23 protein-coding genes and 3 pseudogenes are annotated in these 23516 nt (G+C 40.6%); 21 read left to right on the top strand and 5 right to left on the bottom strand.

The window, feature by feature from the left end; genetic code table 11:
* Positions 1 to 942: 942 nt before the first annotated feature.
* Positions 943 to 1458 (top strand): signal peptidase I, encoded by a 516-nt coding sequence (gene lepB, locus PP175_RS16275; protein WP_272439375.1) that lies wholly within the window; start codon positions 943 to 945, stop codon positions 1456 to 1458.
* A 345-nt stretch (positions 1459 to 1803) separates the two neighbouring features.
* On the opposite strand, the gene PP175_RS16270 is transcribed toward lepB, so the two are convergent.
* The 3 genes from PP175_RS16270 to PP175_RS16260 all read right to left on the bottom strand — a co-directional run bounded on the left by PP175_RS16270 (position 1804) and on the right by PP175_RS16260 (position 4453).
* A complete protein-coding gene (locus PP175_RS16270; RefSeq protein ID WP_272439374.1) occupies positions 1804 to 2604 on the bottom strand; it encodes an ExeA family protein in 801 nt (266 codons plus the stop codon).
* Positions 2597 to 3952: a DDE-type integrase/transposase/recombinase gene (locus PP175_RS16265; protein WP_272439373.1), complete on the bottom strand. Its 1356-nt coding sequence runs from the start codon at positions 3950 to 3952 to the stop codon at positions 2597 to 2599. The genes PP175_RS16270 and PP175_RS16265 overlap by 8 nt, the downstream gene beginning before the upstream one ends.
* Positions 3953 to 4225: 273 nt before the next feature.
* Complete coding sequence (locus PP175_RS16260; RefSeq protein ID WP_272439372.1) at positions 4226 to 4453, bottom strand: DUF6431 domain-containing protein; 228 nt, start codon at positions 4451 to 4453, stop codon at positions 4226 to 4228.
* Between the two features lie 294 nt (positions 4454 to 4747).
* On the opposite strand from PP175_RS16260, the gene PP175_RS16255 reads away from it, so the two are divergent.
* The 8 genes and pseudogenes from PP175_RS16255 to PP175_RS16220 all read left to right on the top strand — a co-directional run bounded on the left by PP175_RS16255 (position 4748) and on the right by PP175_RS16220 (position 12136).
* The gene (locus tag PP175_RS16255; RefSeq protein WP_272439371.1) at positions 4748 to 5077 is read left to right on the top strand and encodes a four-helix bundle copper-binding protein; all 330 of its coding nucleotides are present in this window, start codon (positions 4748 to 4750) and stop codon (positions 5075 to 5077) included.
* Positions 5078 to 5340: 263 nt separating this feature from the next.
* A pseudogene (locus tag PP175_RS16250) lies at positions 5341 to 6568 on the top strand (ISL3 family transposase).
* A 694-nt stretch (positions 6569 to 7262) separates the two neighbouring features.
* Positions 7263 to 7676, top strand: a complete 414-nt coding sequence (locus PP175_RS16245) for a DUF6789 family protein (RefSeq protein ID WP_334314216.1) — start codon at positions 7263 to 7265, stop codon at positions 7674 to 7676.
* A 76-nt stretch (positions 7677 to 7752) separates the two neighbouring features.
* The gene (locus PP175_RS16240) at positions 7753 to 8106 is read left to right on the top strand and encodes a DsrE family protein (protein WP_272439369.1); all 354 of its coding nucleotides are present in this window, start codon (positions 7753 to 7755) and stop codon (positions 8104 to 8106) included.
* A 250-nt stretch (positions 8107 to 8356) separates the two neighbouring features.
* On the top strand, positions 8357 to 9292 hold the full coding sequence (trxB, locus tag PP175_RS16235) for a thioredoxin-disulfide reductase (protein ID WP_272439368.1): 936 nt from the start codon (positions 8357 to 8359) through the stop codon (positions 9290 to 9292).
* Between the two features lie 314 nt (positions 9293 to 9606).
* Positions 9607 to 9924 carry a thioredoxin gene (trxA, locus tag PP175_RS16230; RefSeq protein WP_272439367.1) on the top strand — a complete coding sequence of 106 codons (318 nt, stop codon included), beginning with the start codon at positions 9607 to 9609 and terminating at the stop codon, positions 9922 to 9924.
* A gap of 388 nt (positions 9925 to 10312) precedes the next feature.
* Positions 10313 to 11662: a dihydrolipoyl dehydrogenase family protein gene (locus PP175_RS16225; RefSeq protein ID WP_272439366.1), complete on the top strand. Its 1350-nt coding sequence runs from the start codon at positions 10313 to 10315 to the stop codon at positions 11660 to 11662.
* A 164-nt stretch (positions 11663 to 11826) separates the two neighbouring features.
* A pseudogene (locus tag PP175_RS16220) lies at positions 11827 to 12136 on the top strand (thioredoxin family protein).
* 401 nt (positions 12137 to 12537) lie between these two features.
* Here the strand turns inward: PP175_RS16220 and PP175_RS16215 are convergent.
* Entirely contained in the window at positions 12538 to 13215 is a 678-nt protein-coding gene (locus tag PP175_RS16215) for a Crp/Fnr family transcriptional regulator (RefSeq protein ID WP_272439365.1), read from the bottom strand.
* Positions 13208 to 13444: a glutaredoxin family protein gene (locus PP175_RS16210; RefSeq protein ID WP_272439364.1), complete on the bottom strand. Its 237-nt coding sequence runs from the start codon at positions 13442 to 13444 to the stop codon at positions 13208 to 13210. Before PP175_RS16210 ends, PP175_RS16215 begins: the two co-directional genes overlap by 8 nt.
* 185 nt (positions 13445 to 13629) lie before the next feature.
* Here PP175_RS16210 and PP175_RS16205 point away from each other — a divergent pair, with 185 nt between their 5' ends.
* The 12 genes and pseudogenes from PP175_RS16205 (at position 13630) to lspA (ending at position 23341) form a co-directional block, all read left to right on the top strand.
* Entirely contained in the window at positions 13630 to 14055 is a 426-nt protein-coding gene (locus PP175_RS16205) for a DUF6789 family protein (protein WP_272439363.1), read from the top strand.
* Between the two features lie 160 nt (positions 14056 to 14215).
* Positions 14216 to 14353, top strand: a complete 138-nt coding sequence (locus PP175_RS16200; RefSeq protein WP_272439362.1) for a hypothetical protein — start codon at positions 14216 to 14218, stop codon at positions 14351 to 14353.
* Positions 14354 to 14408: 55 nt separating this feature from the next.
* Positions 14409 to 14990 (top strand): annotated as a pseudogene (locus tag PP175_RS16195) (methyl-accepting chemotaxis protein); the annotation flags it as partial.
* Positions 14991 to 15130: 140 nt separating this feature from the next.
* Complete coding sequence (locus PP175_RS16190) at positions 15131 to 16108, top strand: sodium/glutamate symporter (protein WP_272439361.1); 978 nt, start codon at positions 15131 to 15133, stop codon at positions 16106 to 16108.
* A 54-nt stretch (positions 16109 to 16162) separates the two neighbouring features.
* A complete protein-coding gene (locus PP175_RS16185) occupies positions 16163 to 16807 on the top strand; it encodes a TVP38/TMEM64 family protein (protein ID WP_272439360.1) in 645 nt (214 codons plus the stop codon).
* A gap of 31 nt (positions 16808 to 16838) precedes the next feature.
* Positions 16839 to 18269: a dihydrolipoyl dehydrogenase family protein gene (locus tag PP175_RS16180; protein WP_272439359.1), complete on the top strand. Its 1431-nt coding sequence runs from the start codon at positions 16839 to 16841 to the stop codon at positions 18267 to 18269.
* A 6-nt stretch (positions 18270 to 18275) separates the two neighbouring features.
* Positions 18276 to 19373: an FAD-dependent oxidoreductase gene (locus PP175_RS16175; protein WP_334314164.1), complete on the top strand. Its 1098-nt coding sequence runs from the start codon at positions 18276 to 18278 to the stop codon at positions 19371 to 19373.
* Between the two features lie 112 nt (positions 19374 to 19485).
* The gene (locus PP175_RS29755) at positions 19486 to 19692 is read left to right on the top strand and encodes an acyl-CoA dehydrogenase family protein (RefSeq protein ID WP_334314163.1); all 207 of its coding nucleotides are present in this window, start codon (positions 19486 to 19488) and stop codon (positions 19690 to 19692) included.
* A gap of 20 nt (positions 19693 to 19712) precedes the next feature.
* Entirely contained in the window at positions 19713 to 20591 is an 879-nt protein-coding gene (locus PP175_RS16170) for an acyl-CoA dehydrogenase family protein (protein WP_334314162.1), read from the top strand.
* Positions 20592 to 20674: 83 nt separating this feature from the next.
* Entirely contained in the window at positions 20675 to 20944 is a 270-nt protein-coding gene (locus PP175_RS30040) for a signal peptidase II (protein ID WP_442870474.1), read from the top strand.
* A gap of 497 nt (positions 20945 to 21441) precedes the next feature.
* Positions 21442 to 22566, top strand: a complete 1125-nt coding sequence (gene bshA / locus PP175_RS16165; protein ID WP_272439357.1) for an N-acetyl-alpha-D-glucosaminyl L-malate synthase BshA — start codon at positions 21442 to 21444, stop codon at positions 22564 to 22566.
* Positions 22567 to 22882: 316 nt separating this feature from the next.
* Positions 22883 to 23341, top strand: coding sequence for a signal peptidase II (gene lspA / locus PP175_RS16160; protein WP_272439356.1), 459 nt, complete (start codon positions 22883 to 22885; stop codon positions 23339 to 23341).
* The last annotated feature ends 175 nt before the right edge of the window (positions 23342 to 23516 follow it).

Raw genomic sequence — 23516 nt, 5'->3', positions numbered from 1 at the left:
CCGAAAGGGTGCAGACTTCCGACGGGTCTTCAACATGGAGCGTAAATTGATGGCTATCTTTTGACGTAAGGAACGTGCAGCGATGTATGCTAACCTTTTCATTTAGTCCGCGCACGCTTCGCTTACCCTGTAAGTGAAGCGGATACAATCAAACAACGACCGTGCCTATCAGAAACACTCCGTTTCTGATAGGGGAAAAAGAAGGCTTGAGCCGTATGAGTTGAAAGGCTCACGCACGGTTCTGAGGGGAGAAAGGGGCAGCGATGCCCCCGACTTACCCGACAAAACTGGAAGTAAATATATGTATAATATTTACTTTCAATTTTCCTTATCATACTTCTAGATATATCAAGGCTTCGTACGTTTCTATCGAATGCTACCCAATGTAATTATGTACTATTGGGATTCAGTGAAAAAGACTCTTTAATTACAAGTGTCCTGTGACATTTTGACGAAAACATACGTTAAGCCCTTATTGGATATGAATATGCTTTTTTTGCAGGTAATTTAAAACTTTAACTTATGATTGGATCCATTTTTTAAATATTAACATAGAAATAAATATAAGTTATCATAGATAAATAGTTTGTTTTTTTATATAGCAAAGCTACAACTTCTTATTAAAAACCATGAAGGCTGGCAAAAGGGTCGTGTAGTCAATGAAAGCTCGTTTATGCACCTATTGCGAACCGCCCGTGGGTTAAATAACGAAAGCAATACAGGATGAGAATGGCCCGATATTTTGTAGTACAGCCAAGGCTAAATCAGAAGGAATACTAGACCGTATACATGAACAAACCATGAAACGAATACGGGAGAAGGATTAAATCAGCCAAAATCATTCGCTAAATGAATAGTTAAAAAGCTGGTGAGTTGCGGACTCAACTAAGTAGAAAAAAAGTATACCTTTGTTGTAATAAAAAGGAGAGTGAGCTGTAAAAAATGAAGAAGTTTATAAAGGAATGGGGCAGTACTATTATAATTGCTGTTGTCTTAAGCGTTGTATGCCGAACGTATATTGCGGAGGCTGTTGTAGTGCCAACAGGCTCCATGCTCCCAACTGTTCAATTACAAGATCGGCTGATTGTGAACAAAATGATGAATCCAGATAATCTTAAAGATGGTGATGTGGTCGTTTTCTATCCACCACTTAGCGGAATAGAAAAAAATGAACGTTATATAAAGCGTTTAATTGGTAAAGGCGGGGAAACCATTGAAATTAAGGATCATACGCTATTTCGGAACGGAAAAAAAGTAGACGAACCTTATCTTAGCGAACCGATGAATTACAATTACGGGCCTGTGACCGTACCAAAAGGAAAATTCTTTTTTCTAGGGGATAATCGAAATGAAAGTTATGATTCTCACCTATGGCCGAGTCCATTTGTCGATAAGGATAAAATTATCGGCAAGGCAGAAGTAACTTATTTTCCATTTTCGGATATGAAGAAGTTTTAATTGTTTTTTATCAATAGCCTAACGGTAGAATGCAAAAAACGGTAAACTCAACAGCCGACCTAACTTTCTAGGTCGGCTACTTGCATATGCGTCATTATCGGAAATTGCACATCATTTGCGTAATATCTGAATCCAGGTACATGCTCATCAAATTAAATTAAATTAATCAACGTATATATATATAAGTAGTCTGGTGGTTAATTTATAAAAAAGTGAATACGGTAATGTATTAATGGAAATTATTTTTATTGTTAATGACGTAGTATATCGTCCCGAAGGTGACGGCGTTAGTTGTCCGCAAATTGACGAATCTATTGTCCTAGTGCCATTTAAAAAAAGGGAGAATCATGATAATTCTCCCTCAATCACCCGTTTCACCATGTGATCATCAATAATTCTATATCCGTTCTGTGCCCCATAAAGTAAACAGTGCGTACACACCTTGTTGATGAGCCTTGCGGCCCCTCCAGAATAGCGGTGGATTTCATCTAATGCACCGTCAGAAAAGATTTGTTGGTCCACTCCTGCATAGTGAAGATGGCGTGCCACATACTCATCAACCTGTACACGATCATAATGACCCAGTCTGCATTGAAGGTCGATTCTTTGACGTATCGCCGCAAATGATTGAAGACGCAGGCGGTCCCACAATTCACTCTGCCCTACAAGAATGAGGGCCATTGGACTTTGTGCATCCATTTTAAAATTGAGTAAGAACCTAACTTCCTCAAGCATCTCACGATCTAAAAGGTGAGCCTCATCGACAACGACTACTGGCTGAATATCATGAATCCCTTTCATCAGCTCAATCTCCCGATGGAGCTGCCGTTTAGCGTCCCCCCTATAAAACTTTGCTTCAGAGCCCAACTGTTCCAACATCCCCTTATAAAAATGACGAGGAGTTAATTTAGAATCCGACAAATAGAGCACTTGAAATTTACCACGATCCAGCCCATCTACAAACCTTCGAATCGTGGTAGTTTTTCCCGTACCGCAATCGCCAGTCAATACCGCAAATAACTGGCGTTCTGCCGCATACTTAAGCCTTCCTAAAATTTCTTGCATCGGGAGAGAATCGTACAACTTCTCCGTAGGGAGATCTCTTGAAAAAGGGGTGTGCTGCATGCCATAAAAAGCCTCAAACATCCTGGCCATCCTCCTTCCATATGGCACGGAAGGCAACGGCAGGTGCCTGTTTCAGCTGACGCTCCTGGTGTTTCTGTTCCGCTGCTTTTAACAACCGTGGCGAATCAGCTTCTTGTGTTTGAAGAAGAGGAGGCAATGCAGGCCGTTTACCTGCCCTTTCACCAATGGCTAGCTTCCGCGCTTTCCAAGGGGAATGCCCTTCAAACTCAATGGTAAGCTCATCTAGATCCGAAGGATCGTATACAACGTCCACTTCTCGACCGATAAATGAAATCCCAACTTCATATTTTTGGTCCATAAAACTAATGCACCCTGATTTATCTACCTTCCTTGTCTCAGAATGCAGGAAAGCATTTGCCAATGTATCCGGATCGATAAAGCGAAGAGCTTTCCGATCACTACGGAATGCCGATTCAGGACTTGTTTTCTCACCAAGAGCGGAGTGAGGTTTGCCTTGGTAACATTCGGCGAGCCATACTTGGAAGAGTTCATTCAACCGATCCAATGTATTCGGCTTCTCGAGTGCCGCTTCTCCCAGGAAAGAATCTACGATTCTATTAAATCGTTCAACCTTACCCTTTGATTCAGGCGAATAGGGTTTTGCGAATACAAGACGGGTACCGAGCTTTGAACACGTTCGCGCCATCCACTTGGTTCGGTACTGCTTGCCGTTGTCAAAATAAACCGCTTCGGGCACGCCATATTTTTGTATGGCCTGCCGAAAGGCATCTTCTACAATTCGAGAATCCAACGTTGGGTAAAAAGCACCATGTAAAACAAATCGGGTCGCGTCATCCAAAATAGCCACCAGATAGACTTGCTTTTTCGTTCCATTTGAACCGATAGGCAAATACGGGCCATATTTGATGTCTGACTGCCATAGCTGATTGCGATGCCTCTTTTGAAAGCGTCTGGCTGCAACCCCAGAGTCAGCATAGAGTCTCATTTGGCGCGTGCTATATCCTTTTTCCGTTAATTTTTCCTGAAGGGTGGAACGTTTAAGTTGACCCGGCTTTGCCAAGCCCTCCCACTCAAGTATTTGAATGATCTGTGCCACGCTTCGACTGGGTGCTTCCCTTCGAAGGAGAATCGCCTGCTCCAAAAGGTGTGCTGGAGTCGCCTCTGATTTGATCTGTATGGATTTTCCTTTCGGCTTCAATCCTGCAAAACCTTCGGTACGATACTGGGATAGATAGCGTCTTATCGTTCTTTCTGATAGACCGCTGGTCTTACAGATTTGATCCTTCAACTGCTTTACCCTTCCAGCATCAAGACCTTCAGTTAGTAGAGGTGCAATAAGCTGGAAGCGCTGTGCAGCTGTCTCTTCTGCCTTTTGCTGATCTCTCATGATAACACTCCTTTCCTTGTGTTTATCATGAGTGTAAATCAGCCTCCCCTGGACAAAAATGCAGAACGGGTATGTACCCATAAATTTATATTTACGATGGGTCGGACAATTCTCGCCAGCCATCTCGGGGCATTGCCCACTAAACGTCCAATTGTATGGAGTGCGGTCTGTGAATCTGTGGACGTCAAATTCAAAGGGTTATTTTCCTGTTTAGTGCGGAGCATAATGGACCTTAGACAACCAATCCAGTAATCTACGAAACTTTTAAACCAGTCAAACCACCGATATAAAGTAGACATCGGCAGGAATATCATGATGAGAAGGTTTCGATAAAACCTTTTCAATGCACGCTGATTCGTATCGCTTGTAAGGCACCAGAAAGTCTGGCAATTCATGATGAATTCTCCCACAATGATTACAGCTAAGACGGCGGATATTATAAACCTTTGTCTCCCCCGATCTCTGTTTAGATTTTCGGTCTCTCGTTCCGATGATTCTCATGTTTTTTGCACAACAGGGAGAAGGAATTTTCCCCGCACCCCTAACTAAAAACGCCCGAAAGGGTGTTTTCAACCAGTTTGTAATCTGATACAATAACCATAATTGTTTTTGTGGGACGTCTCCTGTGTAACTGGTGGTGCAGTTATACGTAATGGGAGACGTCTTTTCCTTTCTCCGGAATCCGTGATGATACGAGGACATTATACTCGTCAACTTCCGGACAGGCAATCCCATCAACTTTGGGTTATTTTGAGGTATCAATAACATTTTATGTAGCGAAAGGAGGCAATTACAATGACAGTAGAAGAAATAAATGAATGTATCTCGGAATGTCTGGCCTGCATAAAAGCATGCAACATTTTTTATGGTACTTGCCTTCAAGAAGAAGACCTGTCCATGATGAAAAAATGCATTCAACTTGACCGGGATTGTGCCGACATATGTGCGTTAGCCGTTCAATATATGACGACACAGAGTTCGTTTGCAAAGGAAATTTGCAGATTGTGTGCAGACATTTGCGAAGCATGCGCCGAAGAATGCACAAGACACAATCATGAGCATTGCCAAAAATGCGCCAAAGCGTGCAGAAGATGTCCACAGGCTTGCCGCAAAATGGCCGCTTAATTTAGTAAGTGAATCAGATGGAGATGAAGGGATTTAATCAACAGTTAATCCCTTTTTTTATTTGCGTTTTCCCTGCATGTTTTCATCAAATCTACTAGTAAAATAAAAAGCAATTCGGTACTTGGCCGGCTTATTTTACGTCGGATAATTTGGCTATTTAAACAAGCCATTCAATATAAATTTTTTCTGCTTCCTCGCTGTCTAGCGTGAAACATATATGTTAATGATAGAGCTATCATACTTTTTACAAGGGGAATAGCTCAATGAAAACTAATGAACAAGACTTAGAAATGTATCAAGCAGCTTTACAACTTGAATATCCTTGGTATGTCATCCGCAAGGAATTTGATTTGAACAATGGTCGTTTGGATATTTATTTAGATTTTGATCGTAAGGGCAACTTTCCCTGTGCCACTTGTGGTACAAAGAACCAGCCCTTCTATGACATCGTGGTAAAGGAACGTGTCTGGCGACACTTGGATTTCTGGCAGTATACCTCTTTTCTGCATGCTCCTCTTCCGCGTGTACGTTGCGAGCAATGCGATAAAGTGAAAGCTGCTTCTGTTTCTTGGTCTCGCCCAGGCAGCGGCTTTACGGAACTCTTCGAGTTTCGGGTATTAGAACTTGTAAAAGAAATGCCGGTGAATGCGGCTGCTCGTATTATGCGCGAACATGACACCCGTTTATGGCGTACTCTTCGCTTCTATGTCGATAAGGAACTCGAAAAGCAAGATTTGTCAAAGGTAACGAAAGTGGCCATTGATGAAACATCCTCTAAAAGAGGACATCAATATGTGAGTTTAGTTGTTGACATACAACAGCGAAAAGTCATCTTTGCTACAGAAGGAAAAGACGCTTCTACACTGAAGCGATTTAAAGCTGAATTAGAGACGAAAAATGGAGCAGCAGAACAAATAGAAGAATTCTGCAGTGATCTATCTCCCGCTTTTATTCAAGGAGTGAAAACCCACTTTCCTAATGCAAATCATACCTTTGATAAGTTTCATATTTTGAAGCTGATTAATGAAGCGGTCGATGAGGTGCGTCGACAGGAACAAAGAGAAATACCGGAACTAAAAAAGAAGCCGGTATGTTTGGCTTAAAAATGAAAAGAATCTCAATGTAAAACAGAAAGAGCAGCTCATTCGCTTAAAAGAAATGAATCTGAAAACGACGAAAGCGTATCATCTAAAGCTGGCTTTTCAAGATTTCTGGACAAGGCCCGCCTTACTAGCCGATCTTTATTTGCAAGAATGGTACAACTGGGCTGTTCGCTCCCGGCTTGAACCGATGGTTCAAGTAGCGAAAACCATTAAGCATCACAAACAAGGCATTTTACAATGGTTTCAGTCGAAAATAACCAATGGTCTCTTGGAAGGCATCAATAGCCTTGTTCAAGCAGCAAAACGTAAAGCACGAGGCTATCGAACGATACAAAATCTTATGACGATGATTTACCTAATCGCTGGAAAGTTAGAAATAGCCAAGTAAAGAAAAAAGGACAATTACCGGTATGAAAACAAGCATCATTCGCTCGTCCAACCAATAACAGTCCCTGTCCTACTCCAAGTATGAACAGGATAAGAAAAACATATACCGGGTGGATTCAAGCGGATTTCGTGAGTTTAACCAATAACAGTTCCCTGTCCTATTAATCTTTTAAATTATCTCTAAATCATGGTAATTAGCGAAGAGCCGAAAAAAGGACAATTACCGGTATGAAAACAAGCATCATTCGCTCGTCCAACCAATAACAGTCCCTGTCCTACTCCAAGTATGAACAGGATAAGAAAAACATATACCGGGTGGATTCAAGCGGATTTCGTGAGTTTAACCAATAACAGTTCCCTGTCCTATTAATCTTTTAAATTATCTCTAAATCATGGTAATTAGCGAAGAGCCTTTTTTCTTTTGAATATATGATAGTGATTGATCAACAAGTACGCTAGAAGTACACTAATGATTTCATGTTCAATGCTATTCATATTTTTATCGTAACGAAGGGGATAATTAGATAATGCTTTGTAAAAAAATTAACAAAGCATCTGTAATGTATCATACAGAACGAATCAATATAAAAAAGTAAGATTGAAACGTAAGAACGGCAATTTTTTTGCCTGGAATACAAAAAAAAATAGATAGAGAGGAGAGTGAATTAATGGAGAAACTGAATTAGGGCCGTGCGATTTGGACCGGGGTAGTCGGTACCATCCTGTTCAATATCGTGATGTATATCGATATAGCAATAACCGGTATTCCTGTAGATATTCCCGTCCTATTAGGAAGTAAACTAATCGGCGAGAGAAGTGGAACTTTGTTCGCAGGCCATCTGGTTCATCTGCTCAACGGTATTGTTCTGGCTATCATTTTTTTCGCTCTGATTCCGCATATGCCTGGAAGAAACAATATCGTCAAAGGTGTTCTGTTTGCTGTCGCTGAACTTATCGTCGGAGTTGGGTTGTTCATGCTTCCCATCATGGGAGCTGGCATCATAGGCCTTGGTATGGCAAAAGCCATCCCCATGATTACGCTTCTGCGCCATGTAGCATACGGCAACGGAATCGGATGGGTTTATCGTGGTTCTAAAGGGATTGTATAAAGCCATATTTAACTGGAGAGAGTATCGTGTTTAACACTATGGAAAATAGTAAACAAAAACTCAGGAGGAATTTAATATGAAAAAATTCGCTATTTTTGTCCATGCATCTGAAAATGAAGGAGCAAAAGCTTTACACGCATTACTCTATGCGCAAGAATTACATGAAGCCGGCCATGATGTGAAGGTTATTTTTGATGGAGCGGGTACGGTTTGGATTAAAAAATTTGAAGATGAACAAAATGACTTCAACCCATTGTACAAAGCTGTTAAGAAACTGGGAGTCATTGCAGGAGCTTGTGAATACTGCGCGGGTGCATTTGGTGTAGAGAGCGAGGTTCGCCAGTCCGGCATTCAAACTTTGGGTGAAAGCAAAGGGCATCCCAGCTTAGCGGAGTTAGTCGCAAATGATTATCAGATCATTATCCTGTAATAAAAATCATCAGTTATCCATTTGCAGTAAATTACTGTAAATGGATTAAAACATAGAAAATATCCGATTGCTTAACGAATCCCAAAAGAGAGTATATGGGGGACGGATTTGTCGTTGCGGTCTCTTTCCGACTGAAATCGGGAGATCCGTTCCTCTAAAATATCCTACTTTACTTTTGTAAGCTATCTTACAGACGTCAGAACTCCTGACGGTTAAAATGAAATAAATAATAGGGAGGGAGGTTTCGACCATGACTAATCTTTACGATTTAGTGATTTTAGGTGGAGGTCCTGCTGGGCTATCTGCTGGCGTGTATGCAGGGCGGGCTGGCTTAAAAACAGTCATTGTTGAAAAAGGATTAATTGGAGGACAGCTTCAAAATACTGAAGATGTTGAAAATTACCCGGGGATTCGTAAAACGACTGGTCCCGAGCTATCAGAAGTGATGGGAGCACACCCGAAAGATTTTGATGTGGAAGAAAAATATGGGGAAGTACAATCTCTCCAACTAACAGGTGAATATAAGATTGTTGATTTAGGTAAAGAAAAACTCACCACGCGGGCAATTTTGATTGCAACCGGTGCCACACCACGGAAATTGGGTGTTCCAGGGGAAGCAGAGCTTTCTGGACGAGGAGTATCTTACTGTGCTATTTGTGACGGTGCTTTTTTTAAGAACAAGGAACTTTTAGTGATTGGCGGCGGAGATTCTGCAGTGGAGGAAGGGAATTTCCTCACTCGTTTTGCTTCTAAGGTAACGATTGTTCACCGTCGTGACAAACTTCGTGCTACCCCGATCCTGCAGCAAAAAGCAATGGATAATCCCAAAGTTGATTTTGTATGGAATCATGCTGTGGAGAGCATCGAAGGGGGACGGAAAGTCGAGACTGTCGTACTAAGAAATACAGTGGACGGCAGCAAACAAACCGTGAAAGCAGACGGGATTTTTATTTATGTCGGGTTGAACCCGAATACTGATTTTTTGAAAGAAAGTTCGATACTAGACGAACATGGCTACATTGTAACCAATGAAGAAATGGAAACCTCTATTCCGGGAGTATTTGCAGCAGGAGATGTGCGACAGAAGAAGCTGCGTCAGATTATTACTGCAGCTTCCGATGGGGCGATTGCCGCAATGAATATTTATGAGTATATCGAGAACAAGAGTAGTATCACAGTAAAATAAATCTATATTCTCGAACTATAGAATGAGAGCTTATGTTTAAATTAGTGGTTGAATCCATACAGACGAACCTTTATTTTATGCAAGCCTTCATTCATTATGAGGGTATTGAACACTTTACTGAATTTGTTTGAGTGATACAAAATGGTTTTTCTTATTCTTCTCCCCTTTGCTTAAATCGAATTTTATAGATGGATATGAAAATTGATAGTAGCATGCTGTTAATGGTATGCGAGTGGTGAGATGAAGTACAACCGGTATATGACATAACTTTATATGTTAAGGAAGAGTTATATAAATCAAAGGAGGAATATTACATGGCGATGGTACAAGTTACGGATAATACGTTCCAAACTGAAGTAGAAAGCGGTGGCACAGTTCTTGTTGATTTCTGGGCACCGTGGTGCGGACCTTGCAAAATGGTCGCTCCTGTACTTGAAGAAATTAGCACCGAACTCGGGGATAAATTGAAAATCGCTAAAGTAAATGTTGATGAAAACCCTAGCTCTGCTCAGCGTTTCTCTGTTATGAGTATCCCAACTTTAATGGTATTCAAAGACGGTCAAATTGTTGATAAAATCATCGGCTTCCAACCGAAAGAAAACTTAATGAGCGCAATTACCAAGCATCTCTAAGTATAACGGTTTACTCAAAAATCTCCCGGCTTAATAGCTACCGGGGGATTTTTTTATGGTGGAACATTCGCTTTGCAAAAAGATAAAAACAAATCGTTGTAAAATTCGGATTAGATAGAGATAATTTTCAGGATACGCTAGTGTCTTATCTAACAATGGCAGAAGGTCTAAAACTAGTGTCGATTAAAATATATTCAAATTGTCTTGCTATGCTGGTTAATTTAACTGTAGATCATTCCATTCATCGCTATACAATTGATGGATTTTTTTAAAAAAATTTAAAACCCTGGATGAGCTACAGGGTTTGATGGTACTTCCTGAAGGGAAGTGTTATACAGACAAGTACATAGTAAAAGCATGATATATCGATAACAAGGAGTGACATGATATGAAGCGAACATTTGATTTAATTGTAATGGGTACTGGTTCGGCAGGTTCTGTAGCCGCGGCTAAATGTAACAAAGCGGGCTGGAAGGTAGCGATGATCGACTCTCGTCCGTTTGGTGGAACTTGCGCGCTCAGAGGGTGTGACCCTAAAAAAGTATTAGTAGGAGCTGCCGAAGCCATCGATTGGATACAAAGAATGAAAGGACGTGGTATTACATCAGGTAGTCGTATGGATTGGAGTGAATTAATGGAGTTTAAACGTACCTTTACAGAGCCTGTTCCTGAAAAACGAGAAGAGGGTTTAATTAAAGCTGGTATTCAAACGTTTCATGGTCGAGCAAAGTTTATCGGTGAAGACCAGATCCAAGTAGGGGATGACATTTTAAAGGGAAAATATATTTTAATTGCCAGCGGCGCTAAACCTGTTCCTTTACCAATCAAGGGAATTGAACATCTTACTTACAGCGACGGATTTCTAGAATTGGATGAACTACCTCAAAAAATCATTTTTGTTGGAGGCGGGTATATATCCTTTGAATTTGCTCATATCGCAGCGAGAGCTGGCTCTGAAGTTCATATTGTTCATCGCGGTCAACGTCCACTCGAACAATTTGATCCAGACCTGGTTGAATTATTAATGCGAAAATCGGAAGAAATCGGCATTACTTTGCATCTCGAAACCGAAGTGCAGGCGATTGAAAAACAAGGGGATGGATTTGTCGTACGAGGTACTCATAAAGGAAAAAACATAAAATTAGAAGGCAATTTAGTCGTTCATGGGGCAGGGCGTATCCCAGAATTAGAGGATATGGATTTAGAACGTGGAAATGTAGAACGAGAAAAAGACGGTGTTAGGGTGAATGATTACCTTCAAAGTATTAGCAATCCAAACGTTTATGCTGCGGGAGATGCAGCAGCTACCCATGGTCTGCCTTTAACTCCTATTGCTGGGATGGAGTCGCAAATCGTTGCCTCAAATTTATTGAAAGGAAACCACCGTAAGCCCGATTATAGAGTCATGCCAACAGTCGTTTTTACCATTCCAAAAATCGCTTCCGTAGGGTTGACAGAATCGCAGGCAAAAGATCAGGGATACGACGTGTTAACCAATTTTGTTACTACTTCGGAGTGGTATACGTATAAACGAACAAATGAAAAATATGCAGCGGCTAAAGTAATTATCGATAAGAAGACTGATCATATTCTTGGTGCGCATTTAATAAGTAATGAAGCCGATGAACTGATTAACCATTTTGCTATGGCGATACAATTTAACCTTACAACAAAAGATATTAAGAAAATGACATACGCTTATCCTACCAGTGCTTCAGATCTGAGATACATGCTATAAAGTTTATTTACTTGTGCTTTGAGAGGCAGCGGAAATTAATTCTGTGCGAATAACTGACGCCGAAGCCTTATTATATCCTTTGTGAAGTACATTACATAAATTAAGTGACTATGTATTGTATATTTATAAACGTGAAAGAAATTTACATGAAGGAGCCGAAAGCAATGCAAAAAATTTTATCTGAACAAGAGTTTCAAAATGCAATTAATCAAGAATCAGTAGTAATCATGAAATTCTCCACGACTTGGTGTCCAGATTGCAAAAGATTAAATATGTTTATTGATGATATTGTGACCGATCACCAAGATAAACAATGGTATAAAATTAATAAAGACGAGTTTCCTGAAATTGCTGAAAAATGCGGGTATTCCAAGCTTGCTTGTTTATAAAAACGGAGAAAAAGTGGCTCATTTACACAGTGCCAATGCAAAAACGGCAGATCAGGTACGGGAGTTTTTAAAGACTGTCTCCTAATCAACAACTAGCCAAAACCTTTTATTGTGAATGGTAAAATCAGGATGAACTAAATCGAATACTTGTAGTTCAATGATATTCTTGAAGTCGCTCGGATCGAAACAAATTGAATAAAATCCTAACAGTTCGCAGAAAAGATAAATCTTCAGGAGGTTTGATGTGCATTAGATAGATAAAAGCCAGGATTTTGATGTTCTGGTAGTTATTTGACGTTCACCTTGTCATTCAAAAATGTGAGGAACTTTTTCACATCAAAAAAGCCGACTTCATTAACGTATACTGGAAGTCGGTTTTTTATTCAAAAATCTTTAGTGTACAAAAATCCAAGTTCTCTGCATAACATGCCTACCATCGAATACCAAATATACAGTGGAATTAAATCGTATGAAAAGCAGCAAGCTTTAGTGTATATATTCTTTGGCTTTATTTATATTTACCTCAATGGACATCCGTCCTGTACGTACAATGTCCCTTTTTGATAATTCTTTTAGAACCATCGTAACCGACTCCCTTGTAGCTCCGACCATATTAGCCAGTTCCTGATGAGTCAAAGAAAAATCAATTTTGTGATAGTCGCCATCCTCTATACCAAACTGCTTAGATAACTTCATTAACAAATGAAGCACTCGATCTCGTAAATCTCCCAGAGCAAGTTGCTCAAGCAGAGCATCGCGTTCTTGCAAACGCTCGCTTAGGACTTTCAAAAATTTCAGTGCCAATTGAGGTCGAGAAGTGAGAAACGCTTCAAACTGTTCTTTACCGAAAGAACAGAGGAGCGTTTTATCGATCGTTTCAATAAAGATATCCCGCGTACCCAATGAAAAGGAATCTATCTCTCCGAAAAGGTTCCCTTTTCCTAAAATTCCCAACGTGAATTGTTTTCCTTCCGCATTCATTTTATAAAGTCTAAGCTTTCCTTCTTTTATAGTGTACAGTCCTTCATGAAAGGTTTCCGGCGTTTGAATAATGGTATTGCGTTCTAACGTAGACATGGGTCCCATCTTTTCCATTTCCATTAAATCTTCCTTAGGAAGAGCGTTAAACATACTGATTTGTGATAAATACCATAATTTATTCATTTTTCTCCTCCAGTACTTTGTCTAATTTTGCTCGTTCAAAGGTGTAGAAAATTTGATCGTCTATCACGATAAGCGGTGTGGCAATTCCCCCGAGCGTAAGCATTTCAACAAACTTTTCTTGATTATATGTAACATTAATTTGCTTTACATTCACCTCTTTTTCAGTAAAGTATTGAATGGCTTCTTTGCATGAAAAGCAATGATCACTTACATATACTTTTATTACCATTTTGGATCACCATATCTAAAGGTTTATTTTACACATCATTATACTCTTCTTTTAGTTTTAACCTTTGTGAAGTAGATTACATTCCGAAATTTTTGTTGCTATGTAATCCATCTTACAGAGTAATCCCTCTAAAAAGAATATTCTGGGGATGTAAGCAAAAAATTATATAGAGGAGGAAGAAAAATATGGCTCAGGTGCAAGAGAAACCGGAGGCAAAGAAAGCATGGCATTGGAAGGCGGGGATTATAGGGAGTTTGGCTGGAGGATTGGTGTTTGGTATGATGATGGCGATGATGGGAATGCTGCCCATGATTGCGGGAATAGTTCACAGCCAATCAGCAGGTATCGGTTTTCTTGTCCATATGATGATTAGCTTCATTTTCGGGATTGTCTTTACTGTTTTCACTGGAATCGTTAAATGGAATGGAATCATTTCGGGTGTGGTATATGGAATTGTACTCTGGCTCTTATTTCCTTTTATTTTAATGCCTATGATGATGAGAACGCCAAATATGGCATTCCACTTTACAACAGCCAGCATGATGAGCCTGGTTGGACACATGATTTATGGTTTGGTTACAGGAGTCGTTTACAAAAGTATGACAAAGTAAAAAAAGAAATTTATACGAAACGAACTGCTTTAAAAAGTAATCTGTCAGGCTGTGGAACTCAAACGAGTTCCTTTTTTCTTTTGTAAGCTACTTTACAGTAAGATCACAATGCTTTTGATATATTGGTTCCATACTAAGGAAAAGGAACGGTGATTGTAGGGTGGGAGAGATTTCACAAGCCATAAACAAAGTGGAGAAAGCGAAAGAAATCATGCAAGGGCAGCAGAAGCTTGTTCAATCATTGCTAGACATGTCCAGGCAGGTAGCTGTTAATGCGGGGATATACAGGGCCATGTAACCAGTATTACCGAGTTGTCCGAACAGGCGAATAATTTGACGATCGAGGGGGAAGAGCAATTACGCAGGTTGTCGATCAAATGGACCAAATCAGCAGTGGGGCAGAAGGGATTATGGAAAGGATGAACAGCCTCACAGGGTTTTCAAAAGATATTTTAAAAATTGTCAGAGTGCTACAAGAAATGGCAGCTCAAACAAAATTGTTATCACTCAATGCAGCTATCGAAGCAGCGCGTGCCGGTGAACACGGTCTTGGGTTCGGTGTTGTAGCCTCGGAAGTCAGGAAGCTGGCAGATAGTAGTGGTAACTCCGCAAAAGAGGTTGAAAGTATTGTCAGTAAGATTGCAAAAGAGATTGAGAACCTTGTCCTCGAAGCAAAATCAGGTGTGGCTGACGCAGAGAAAAGAAAATCGGAAGTGGAAAAAGCAAAAGAAAATTTTCGGATGATTTGGACAACAACATATGAACTCAAAGAAGGTAATGAAGAGTTACGTTTTAAAGCCGAGGAAATGAGCAGAATCAGCGAGCAAATTCAACACGTCAGTAACCCAATTGCGAAAAATAGGGTGTATATCTCTGAAGGCTTAGATGCGGTACGTTTCCTGCACAAGGGAGTGAGGAAATACGAGGTGGAATGAAGGCGGGTATGATGATTTTAACTGACACAGCAATCATTTTCAGTCTCGTTGTACTTGGATATCGGTGGGAACGTCGATGGAAGCTGTCGAAATGGTATATTTCGCCTCCACTTGCTGGAGGAACCTTTGGAGCCATTTTGTTGGGAATTTATTTTTATTTGACAGGTTCCTCTTGGTCGCCTTCTGATGACATCAATCACGCACTACTTACTAGTTTCCTGTTTTTTATCGGTATCAAGATAGGAATGATTTATGAAAAAAAGCATGGTCTTCGTTTGGTCTATTTGTTCCTGTTTTCAGTGTTTATTATTCTCTTATTAGAGGGTTTGGTGTGGATTTTGTTCCGGCAATCTCCATTCTTAATTCAGTTGTTCGGTTCATCCACATTAGCCTGGAATCAGGAATGGATCGAGCGTGTTTTGCCCTATTTTCCGGAAGAACATTCGGTGAATACTTATTATCAAATCACGCTACTGTTTGTCTTTTTACTGTCTCCCATCGTTATTGGACTTATGCGGTCTTTTATACCTTTGCAACAAACGCCTCAAACGAATCTGACGATACGAAACTGGAATTTATTAGCGTTGATTTTGCAAGCAACCGTTACAAGTATTGCTCTATGGCTCAAGCATGCCTGGTTATCTCATATTCTATTTCTTTTCGATTTTGTTATCTCCATGACATTTGGAATGATTACCGGATGGCTATTGCGAAAAATAACAGGAAAAGGAAGAGAACTCTTTCTTCGAACAGTACAAGAGATTGGAATCTTCTCTTTATACGGATTTATCATTGCCATGATGCTGGTTTCAGCCAGCGAGCTTTTTGTGCATGGTTCATTACTCATTATAGGGTTACTGTTTATCAAAATCATTATTGTCTCCCTTATCTATATCGGGATCTCCCGTAAATGGGCCAAAAACCACCGTCAGTTGGTTTTGTGGAGCGCGTGTTGGGCTTTTACTTTAAGCGCACCCGTTAGCTGCATGAATGCCATGCGTTCTGTAGTTGAGCAGCACGGAGAAGCGGATGAGGTACTTTTCATTGTTCCTCCAATCATATTATGGCTGATTAATTATCCGCATTACGCCATATTTGCTTGGTTCTATGGACCATGAAGAAGCAAGAATAAGATGGGGACGAACAAATGATTTATTAGGAAGGGGGTACTTATGAAACAAAAAATTTTAACTCCTAAACTCATGCTTCTTCTCGTTGTGGTAGGTCTACTTCTTTGGATTAACCACACGTATATCCATGCAACACCTCAGAGCATCCGTGATTGGATTTTATCCTTCGGTTGGATAGCTCCTCTGCTCTATATATTATTGTATACCGTAAGACCGCTTCTCTTATTTCCAGCATCTATTCTGTCATTAAGCGGAGGGCTGGCCTTTGGTACATTATTTGGGACAGTGTATACCGTGATTGGTGCCACCCTAGGAGCGGCATTGTCCTTTCTGGTTGCCCGCTATCTAGGGAAAGATCTAGTACGGAAACAGTGGACAGGAAATTGGGGCAAGCTGGAAACGAAGTTAGCGGAACAGGGCTTTTTGTATGTCTTTCTTCTGCGATTAATCCCTTTATTTCCTTTTGATTTAATTAGTTATATTTCTGGAATATCGAAAGTTCATTTCCGGGCATTTGTCTATGGCACGCTGTTCGGAATCATTCCGGCCACGTTTGCTTACAATTTTTTTGGTGCTAGTCTAACGAAGGGAACAGTAAAGGATATCATCCTTGCGATTCTTATGTTTCTTGCTGCACTTATAATTCCCCTGCTGTTTAAGAAGAAATTCGATCCATCGAAAAAATAAATGAGGAACAATTGATTAGGAGGAGCTACTTATGAAAAAGTATGATCTCATCGTGATGGGAGGCGGTGCCGGAGGCTTGACAGTCGCTGCCGGAGCTGCCAGTATGGGGGCCAAAATTGCATTGATTGAAAAGGAAGAACAGCCGGGTGGGGATTGTCTGCATTTCGGGTGTATTCCCTCAAAGGCTTTGATTGAATCGGCTAAAAAGGTGCATGATGCGAAAAAAACGGCTAAAGAATTCAATCTTGAGCTGCATGGGGAATTGGATTTTCCAGAAGCGATTCGACGAGTGAAAGCGGCTATCGCCCACATCCAAAGACATGACGATGCGGATCGGTTCAAAAAAATGGGGGTGGATGTTTATCACGGGCTTGGACGCTTTAAAGATGACCATCTTGTGGAAATCAGCAGCGGCGATGTGATATATGGAAAGCGAATCGTTATTTCGACCGGATCGCGTCCCGTCATTCCGCCCATCGAAGGGATACAGGAGGTAGATTATCTGACCAATGAAACGATCTTTGACTTAAACGATTTACCAAAGAGACTGGTCGTTGTTGGTGCCGGCCCGATTGGGTTGGAGCTTGCCCAGTCCTTTGCTCGACTTGGTTCACAAGTGACCGTCATTGAATTTGCATCCAGCTTATTGGGGCGAGAAGATCAGGATATGGTGCCGTTTGCTCAGGAGGCATTGGAAAAAGAACTTACTTTCATGTTTAGCAGCAAAGTTCAAAAAGTGGAGAAATTGCTAGATGGCGGGAAAAGGGTCACCGTGCTGCGTGGAGAAGAAGAAATCAAGCTGGATGCAGACGAGATTCTTATAGCAACCGGTCGCCAGCCGAATACGGATCAGATCGGTATAGAAAACACGGGTGTGCAGGTCGATAAAGGGTGTATTGTCGTAAAAGATACCCTTCAAACAACCGTTCCCCATATTTATGGGATCGGAGATGTACTCCGGACATTTCCATTTACGCACGCAGCAGGAATGGAAGGGAAAATTGTGGTAGGTAATGCCGTATTAGGATTAAAAAGAAAAGTCAGTTACGAGCACGTGCCCTGGGTGACGTATATTGATCCGGAAGTATTTCATCTTGGCCTCACCGAACAGGAGGCGAGAGAAAAATACGGGGAAAGTATACGGATATACAAGGTTACGCTGGATGATGTGGATCGATTTGTTGCTGATCGGGAGATGAGTGGATTGGTCAAGGTAATTACCGACCACAAAGGATTGATTTTAGGAGCCCATGCCGTGGGAAAAAACGCAGGAGACTGGATGCAGGAAATTATATACGCCAAGCAACATGGACATAAAATCGGAAACATTTCGAATGTGATTCATCCATATCCTACGCACGGAGCCGCACTGCAGCGTGCTGCCAATCAGTACTGGCGCAACAAATTGTTCAAAGGTATTATCCCTAAAATGTTAAAGAAATATATCGAGTGGTTTCGTTAGACCGAGGTGATTGATGTGAGGAAAACATTACTGCTGATTGGAGGGGGGCATACACATCTTCATATCCTAAAAAAATTGCAATCCGAGAATATACTGAATGTCAAAGTCATCTTGGTATCGCCTTCATTCTTTCAATATTATTCGGGAATGGTGTCTGGATATGCGGAGGGTCTATATGCATTGGACGAAATCAGAGTTGATCTTCAACGTCTGTCACAATTGGGCCGTGTCGAGTTTATCGAAGATCGGGCGGTTTTCTTAGATCCGCTGAATCAAATCGTTCACACACAGCAAGGGTTGGCATTGAAGTACGATGTCGTATCGTTTGACATCGGATCACGTACGGCACATCCTACTATCCCTGGTATTGCTGAAAACGAGATTATGGTCAAACCAATGGATCAGTTTGTTAAGGCCGTGCAAACATTCGACCGGGCTCAACATATCGCAGTAGTTGGGGGAGGCGCATCAGGTATTGAAGTAAGCCTGGCAATTCAGGCACGAAGACGTAAACTTGGAATGCTTACACCTGTTTCATTGGTCAGCGCGGGGCTATTGATGGAAAAGTCCGGTCATTACGTCTCACGTAAAATCACTGAAATCGTACAGCAGAAAGGAATTCGATTGTACCAGAATGATGGAGTTGTCCAAGCATCTTCGAATCGAATGTATTTACAATCAGGGAATCATGTAACATCGGATCAACTCCTATGGTTAACAGGACCGCAAGCCCCATCCTTGTTTTCGAAATCGGGTATGAAGGTGGATGAACACGGGTATCTCGCGGTCTATTCTACGCTTCAATCAGTAGAGTATCCTAATATATTTGGGGCAGGGGATTGCATATCGTTTGCAGAGTACCCTAATCTTGCAAAAGCAGGGGTGTATGCAGTGAGAGAAGCCCCAATATTATGGAGAAATTTGAAACGTTATTTTTCAGGAAATCAAATGATACAGTATCATCCGCAAAATAAATACTTATCCATCCTTTCCGCAGGTAATCGGGAGGCTTTTCTCTTGTACGGTAGTATAGCTCTACACGGTACATGGTGCTGGAAGCTAAAGCGGAAAATTGACAAAGCGTTTATGAACAAATATAAATAAAATTTTTTTCGATGATATACCTACCCATCATTTGATTTCACCAGAAGAGATTTGGATTTTTACTGAATGTATTTTGTAAAATAAAGAAATTGATAGAAAAGGCGGTTGCGGGATGACTGTACATAACGATTCGTTTGTGAAAACAGAACGACAGAAACATTTCGTTAAGTTAGCCGGTGAACTGGCAGAACAATTTTTAAAACATGTGGAATTCGTTGACAAAGAAGGTGTTTTTCCGTTTGAGAACTTTCAAGCATTAAAGAAAGCAGGTTTTTTATCTCTGACTATTCCTAAACAATATGGAGGGGAAGGCATTTAGGGACTATTATGGATGTGGCGATGCGAACTGATTGGGAAGAAACCGCATTTAAGAAATTATGTCTGGATATCGCTATCGGAAAGCATTTAATAAACCGCGTGCATACAGAAATGGAAACTGGGGATCCGTCTCGTGGAGCAGCACCGAAAACCAAGGCAATCAAGAAGAACAACAAATGGATCATCAATGGACGGAAGTCATACGCTTCCATGGCACCAGCCCTTGATTACGTGATTATTTCAGCACTCATTGAAGAAACAGGCGAAGTGGGCGGCTTTCTTGTTCCGTGCCGCTTAGAAGGTGTTCACATAGAAGAGAATTGGGACACATTGGGAATGAGGGGAACCAGAAGCGACAATTTAATCTTTGAAAATGTTGAACTAGATGTCGCTGCTCTTGTGGAATTTGTACCGCCAACAGGAAAGCAGCTCCCTCTTGGCTGGCTTTTGCATATTCCCGCTTGTTACATGGGTATTGCCATTGCAGCCAGGAATGAAGCTGTACGATTTGCAAGTGTATACAAGCCAAACAGTTTATCAGGCCCGATTCAAGAAGTACCTGAAGTAAGGCGTAAAGTTGGAAGCATCGATTTACAATTGTTAACGGCACGCCATTTCCTTTATTCTGTGGCAGAACGATGGGACAAAGAACCGGAAAAACGAGGAAAGATGGAAGCTGAGCTTGCTGCGGTAAAATATGTCGCCACAAACACTGCTGTGCAGGTCGTTGAAGAAGCGATGCGAATTGTTGGAGGGCGAAGCTTGTTTTCTTCCAACCCTATGCAGCGTTATTATCGAGATGTTCAAGCGGGTATTTACAACCCTCCAAACGACGATAGTACGATTTCATTATTAGCCAACAAAGCATTCGAATCAATTAACGATCCCACTTCCTCTTAAAATCGCATTTGTTTTATGGATATAATTTTATTATTGATACTAGATTTGGTTTCTAAAAGTAAAATGGAGACCTTGCCTTTTGGATCAGGCTTTCAACGTTTATCCCTGGCTGGTTGTCATGGAAATTGATCCATAATCCAGGTGCAAGCTTCGGTATTTCATCAGGATCCACTCCTTTTCTAACAGCAATAAGTGCTGTATCTATCTTTCTGTTGTTTTATTTGTATGAAAAAAACAACACAAAATCACTTCTCTTAAAGTGGGATTCGCGTTTGTCATTAAGCGGGGCAGCAGGCAATTTTATCAAACGGATATGGCTCGATTATGTGATTGATTTTATTGACTTTCGTTGATGGCCTGCGATTTTTAATGTCGTAAATATCGAAATTCGAATCAGGGCGATATTGCTATTATTTCTTTTTCTTTCAAAACGTGATCGTAGGCATACAGAAGGACGGACGGGATGATACTGCATTTTGTCCCTTGTTTGATTCGGATGAATTCAAATAAAGTTGTCACATAGGACGAAATTACCGTTGTCTTTGTAAGATGCTTCACAGAACAAAATCAAAAAAACCGGTAAGATTAAGTCATTACTTATAAAGGAGTAATATACCGAGAACAGCATAACCGATCCATTACTTTATAAATGACTACGTTGAACCTCAATTTATGTAGACATTAGTGACGGTATGGAAGTAGAGATACAGGTATTATCTGTTTACCAAACACAATTTAAAAAAAGAAGCTGATTCAGTGATACTCCGTTGACAGAAAGCTTAATCTATGTAAAAGGATTTGTTAGTTCGATTCTACTTTTACTTCCAACCTTTGGGAAAGGGCTAAGAGAATGAAAATTGGCATTTCGTGTTATCCATCCGCCGGCGAGTCTGGGGTTGTGGCAACTCAACTGGGGAAATTACTAGCTGAAAAAGGGCATATAGTGCATTTTATCACATCAGGTATGCCATTTCGTTTAGGGAAATATTATCAAAATATTTATTTTCATGAGGTGGATGTGAATAATTATTCAGTGTTTCAATATCCACCATATGATTTAACGCTCGCGAGCCGTATGGCACAAGTAGCCAAAAACGAGAAACTAGACGTGCTTCACGTTCATTACGCTGTACCGCACGCTATCTCGGCGAACTTAGCTAAACGAATGGTCGGTGACAGTCTGAAAGTAGTGACGACGCTTCACGGTACAGATATTACCGTTCTAGCCAATGATTACAGACTAAAAGATATTATCCGGTTTGGCGTTGAGCAAAGTGATGCAGTAACAGCTGTTTCCAAAAATTTAATTGAAGAGACCAAACAAGTGCTACAAATCGAACGGCCGATCGATCTGGTATATAACTTTATTGATAAACGGGAATATTACCCGCGTGATATGTGTGATATTCGTGGGGAATACGCACCGAACGGCGAAAAGGTGTTTATTCACATTTCAAATTTCCGCCAAGTTAAAAGGGTGCCAGATGTTATGCATGTGTTTAGTAAGGTGCGTGAAATAATACCGGCTAAGCTATTGATGATAGGTGAAGGCCCTGAACTACCGTTTATTCGTGATCTTGCATATGAAATCGGGGTAGCAGAGGATGTGATTGTTCTTGGCAAAGAAGATAGTATGGCTTGTGTGTTATCCATCGCAGATGTGCTTCTGCTAGCTTCCGAACAGGAAAGCTTTGGTCTGGTTGTGCTAGAGGCAATGGCATGCGGAAAGCCAGTCATTGTGAGTAACGTCGGTGGTCTGCTGGAAGTGGTGAAGGATGGGGATACTGGGTTTGTCCTGTCCATTGGTGATATAGAAGGAATGGCGGAAAAAGCACTACAACTCGTCCGGGATGAAGCGATGTACAAACGTTTTTCATGTGCATCAATTGATCGGGCGTACCGTGATTTTTCTCATTTTGATATTATCGAGCAGTATGAGGCGATTTATAAACGCGTAGTGCAATCAACTGCATAGAAAATATATTAACTATCATCATCGGCGGGCCGATTTTAATGCTTTATATGTATTGGCAAACGCAACGATTAGACTGACGAGGAGATTGATTCATCGGACGTTCTCTTTACTATTGGTTTCGCTAAAAGGAATGTACGGTTATATATCAATATATGGTATAAGGAATAGGCTTAATAAAGAAGAATTTCTGCAAGGTTCTGGTGCAAAGACATTCACTAGAATATATATTTAAGATAAATTAACAAGTCTTTAAACCAGGAATGAAGGGAATTCCGGATAAAACGCGTAAAATAGCTTCAGTATGGGGGGATGACATTTGTTTTATGGATCGATACTGTTATTATTGATACTAGATTTGGTTTCTAAAAGTAAAATGGAGACCTTGCCTTTGAATCAAGCTTTCAAAGTTATCCCCGGCTGGTTGTCATGGAAATTGATCCATAATCCAGGTGCAAGCTTCGGTATTTTATCAGAATCCACTCCTTTTCTAACAGCAGTAAGTGCTGTATCTATCTTTGTGTTGTTTTATTTGTATGAAAAAAACAACACAAAATCACTTCTTCTTAAAGTGGGATTCGCGTTTGTTATTAGCGGGGCAGCAGGCAATTTTATCAATCGGATATGGCTCGGTTATGTGATTGATTTTATTGACTTTCGTTGGTGGCCTGCGATTTTTAATGTCGCAGATATCGAAATTCGGACAGGATCCATATTATTATTATTTCTTTTTGTTTTAAAACGCGATCGTAGGCATACAGTAGGGCGGACGGGATGATACTTGTTTTATTCCTTGTTTCATTCGGATGGAATTGAGTATGATTTCAAATGAAATTGTCACATGGGAAACGAAATTGCCATTGCAAAAAAATCGATATGATTAAGTCATTATTTATAAAGGAGTAATAATCAATAGCTGAACTGGTTTTGACTAAAACGAATTTTCACAAACA

Origin of the sequence: Aneurinibacillus sp. Ricciae_BoGa-3, assembly GCF_028421645.1 — a bacterium.
Classification (GTDB): domain Bacteria; phylum Bacillota; class Bacilli; order Aneurinibacillales; family Aneurinibacillaceae; genus Aneurinibacillus_B.
Note: the sequence above shows the minus strand (reverse complement) of the source record. Positions and strands in the feature narration are given on the sequence as shown.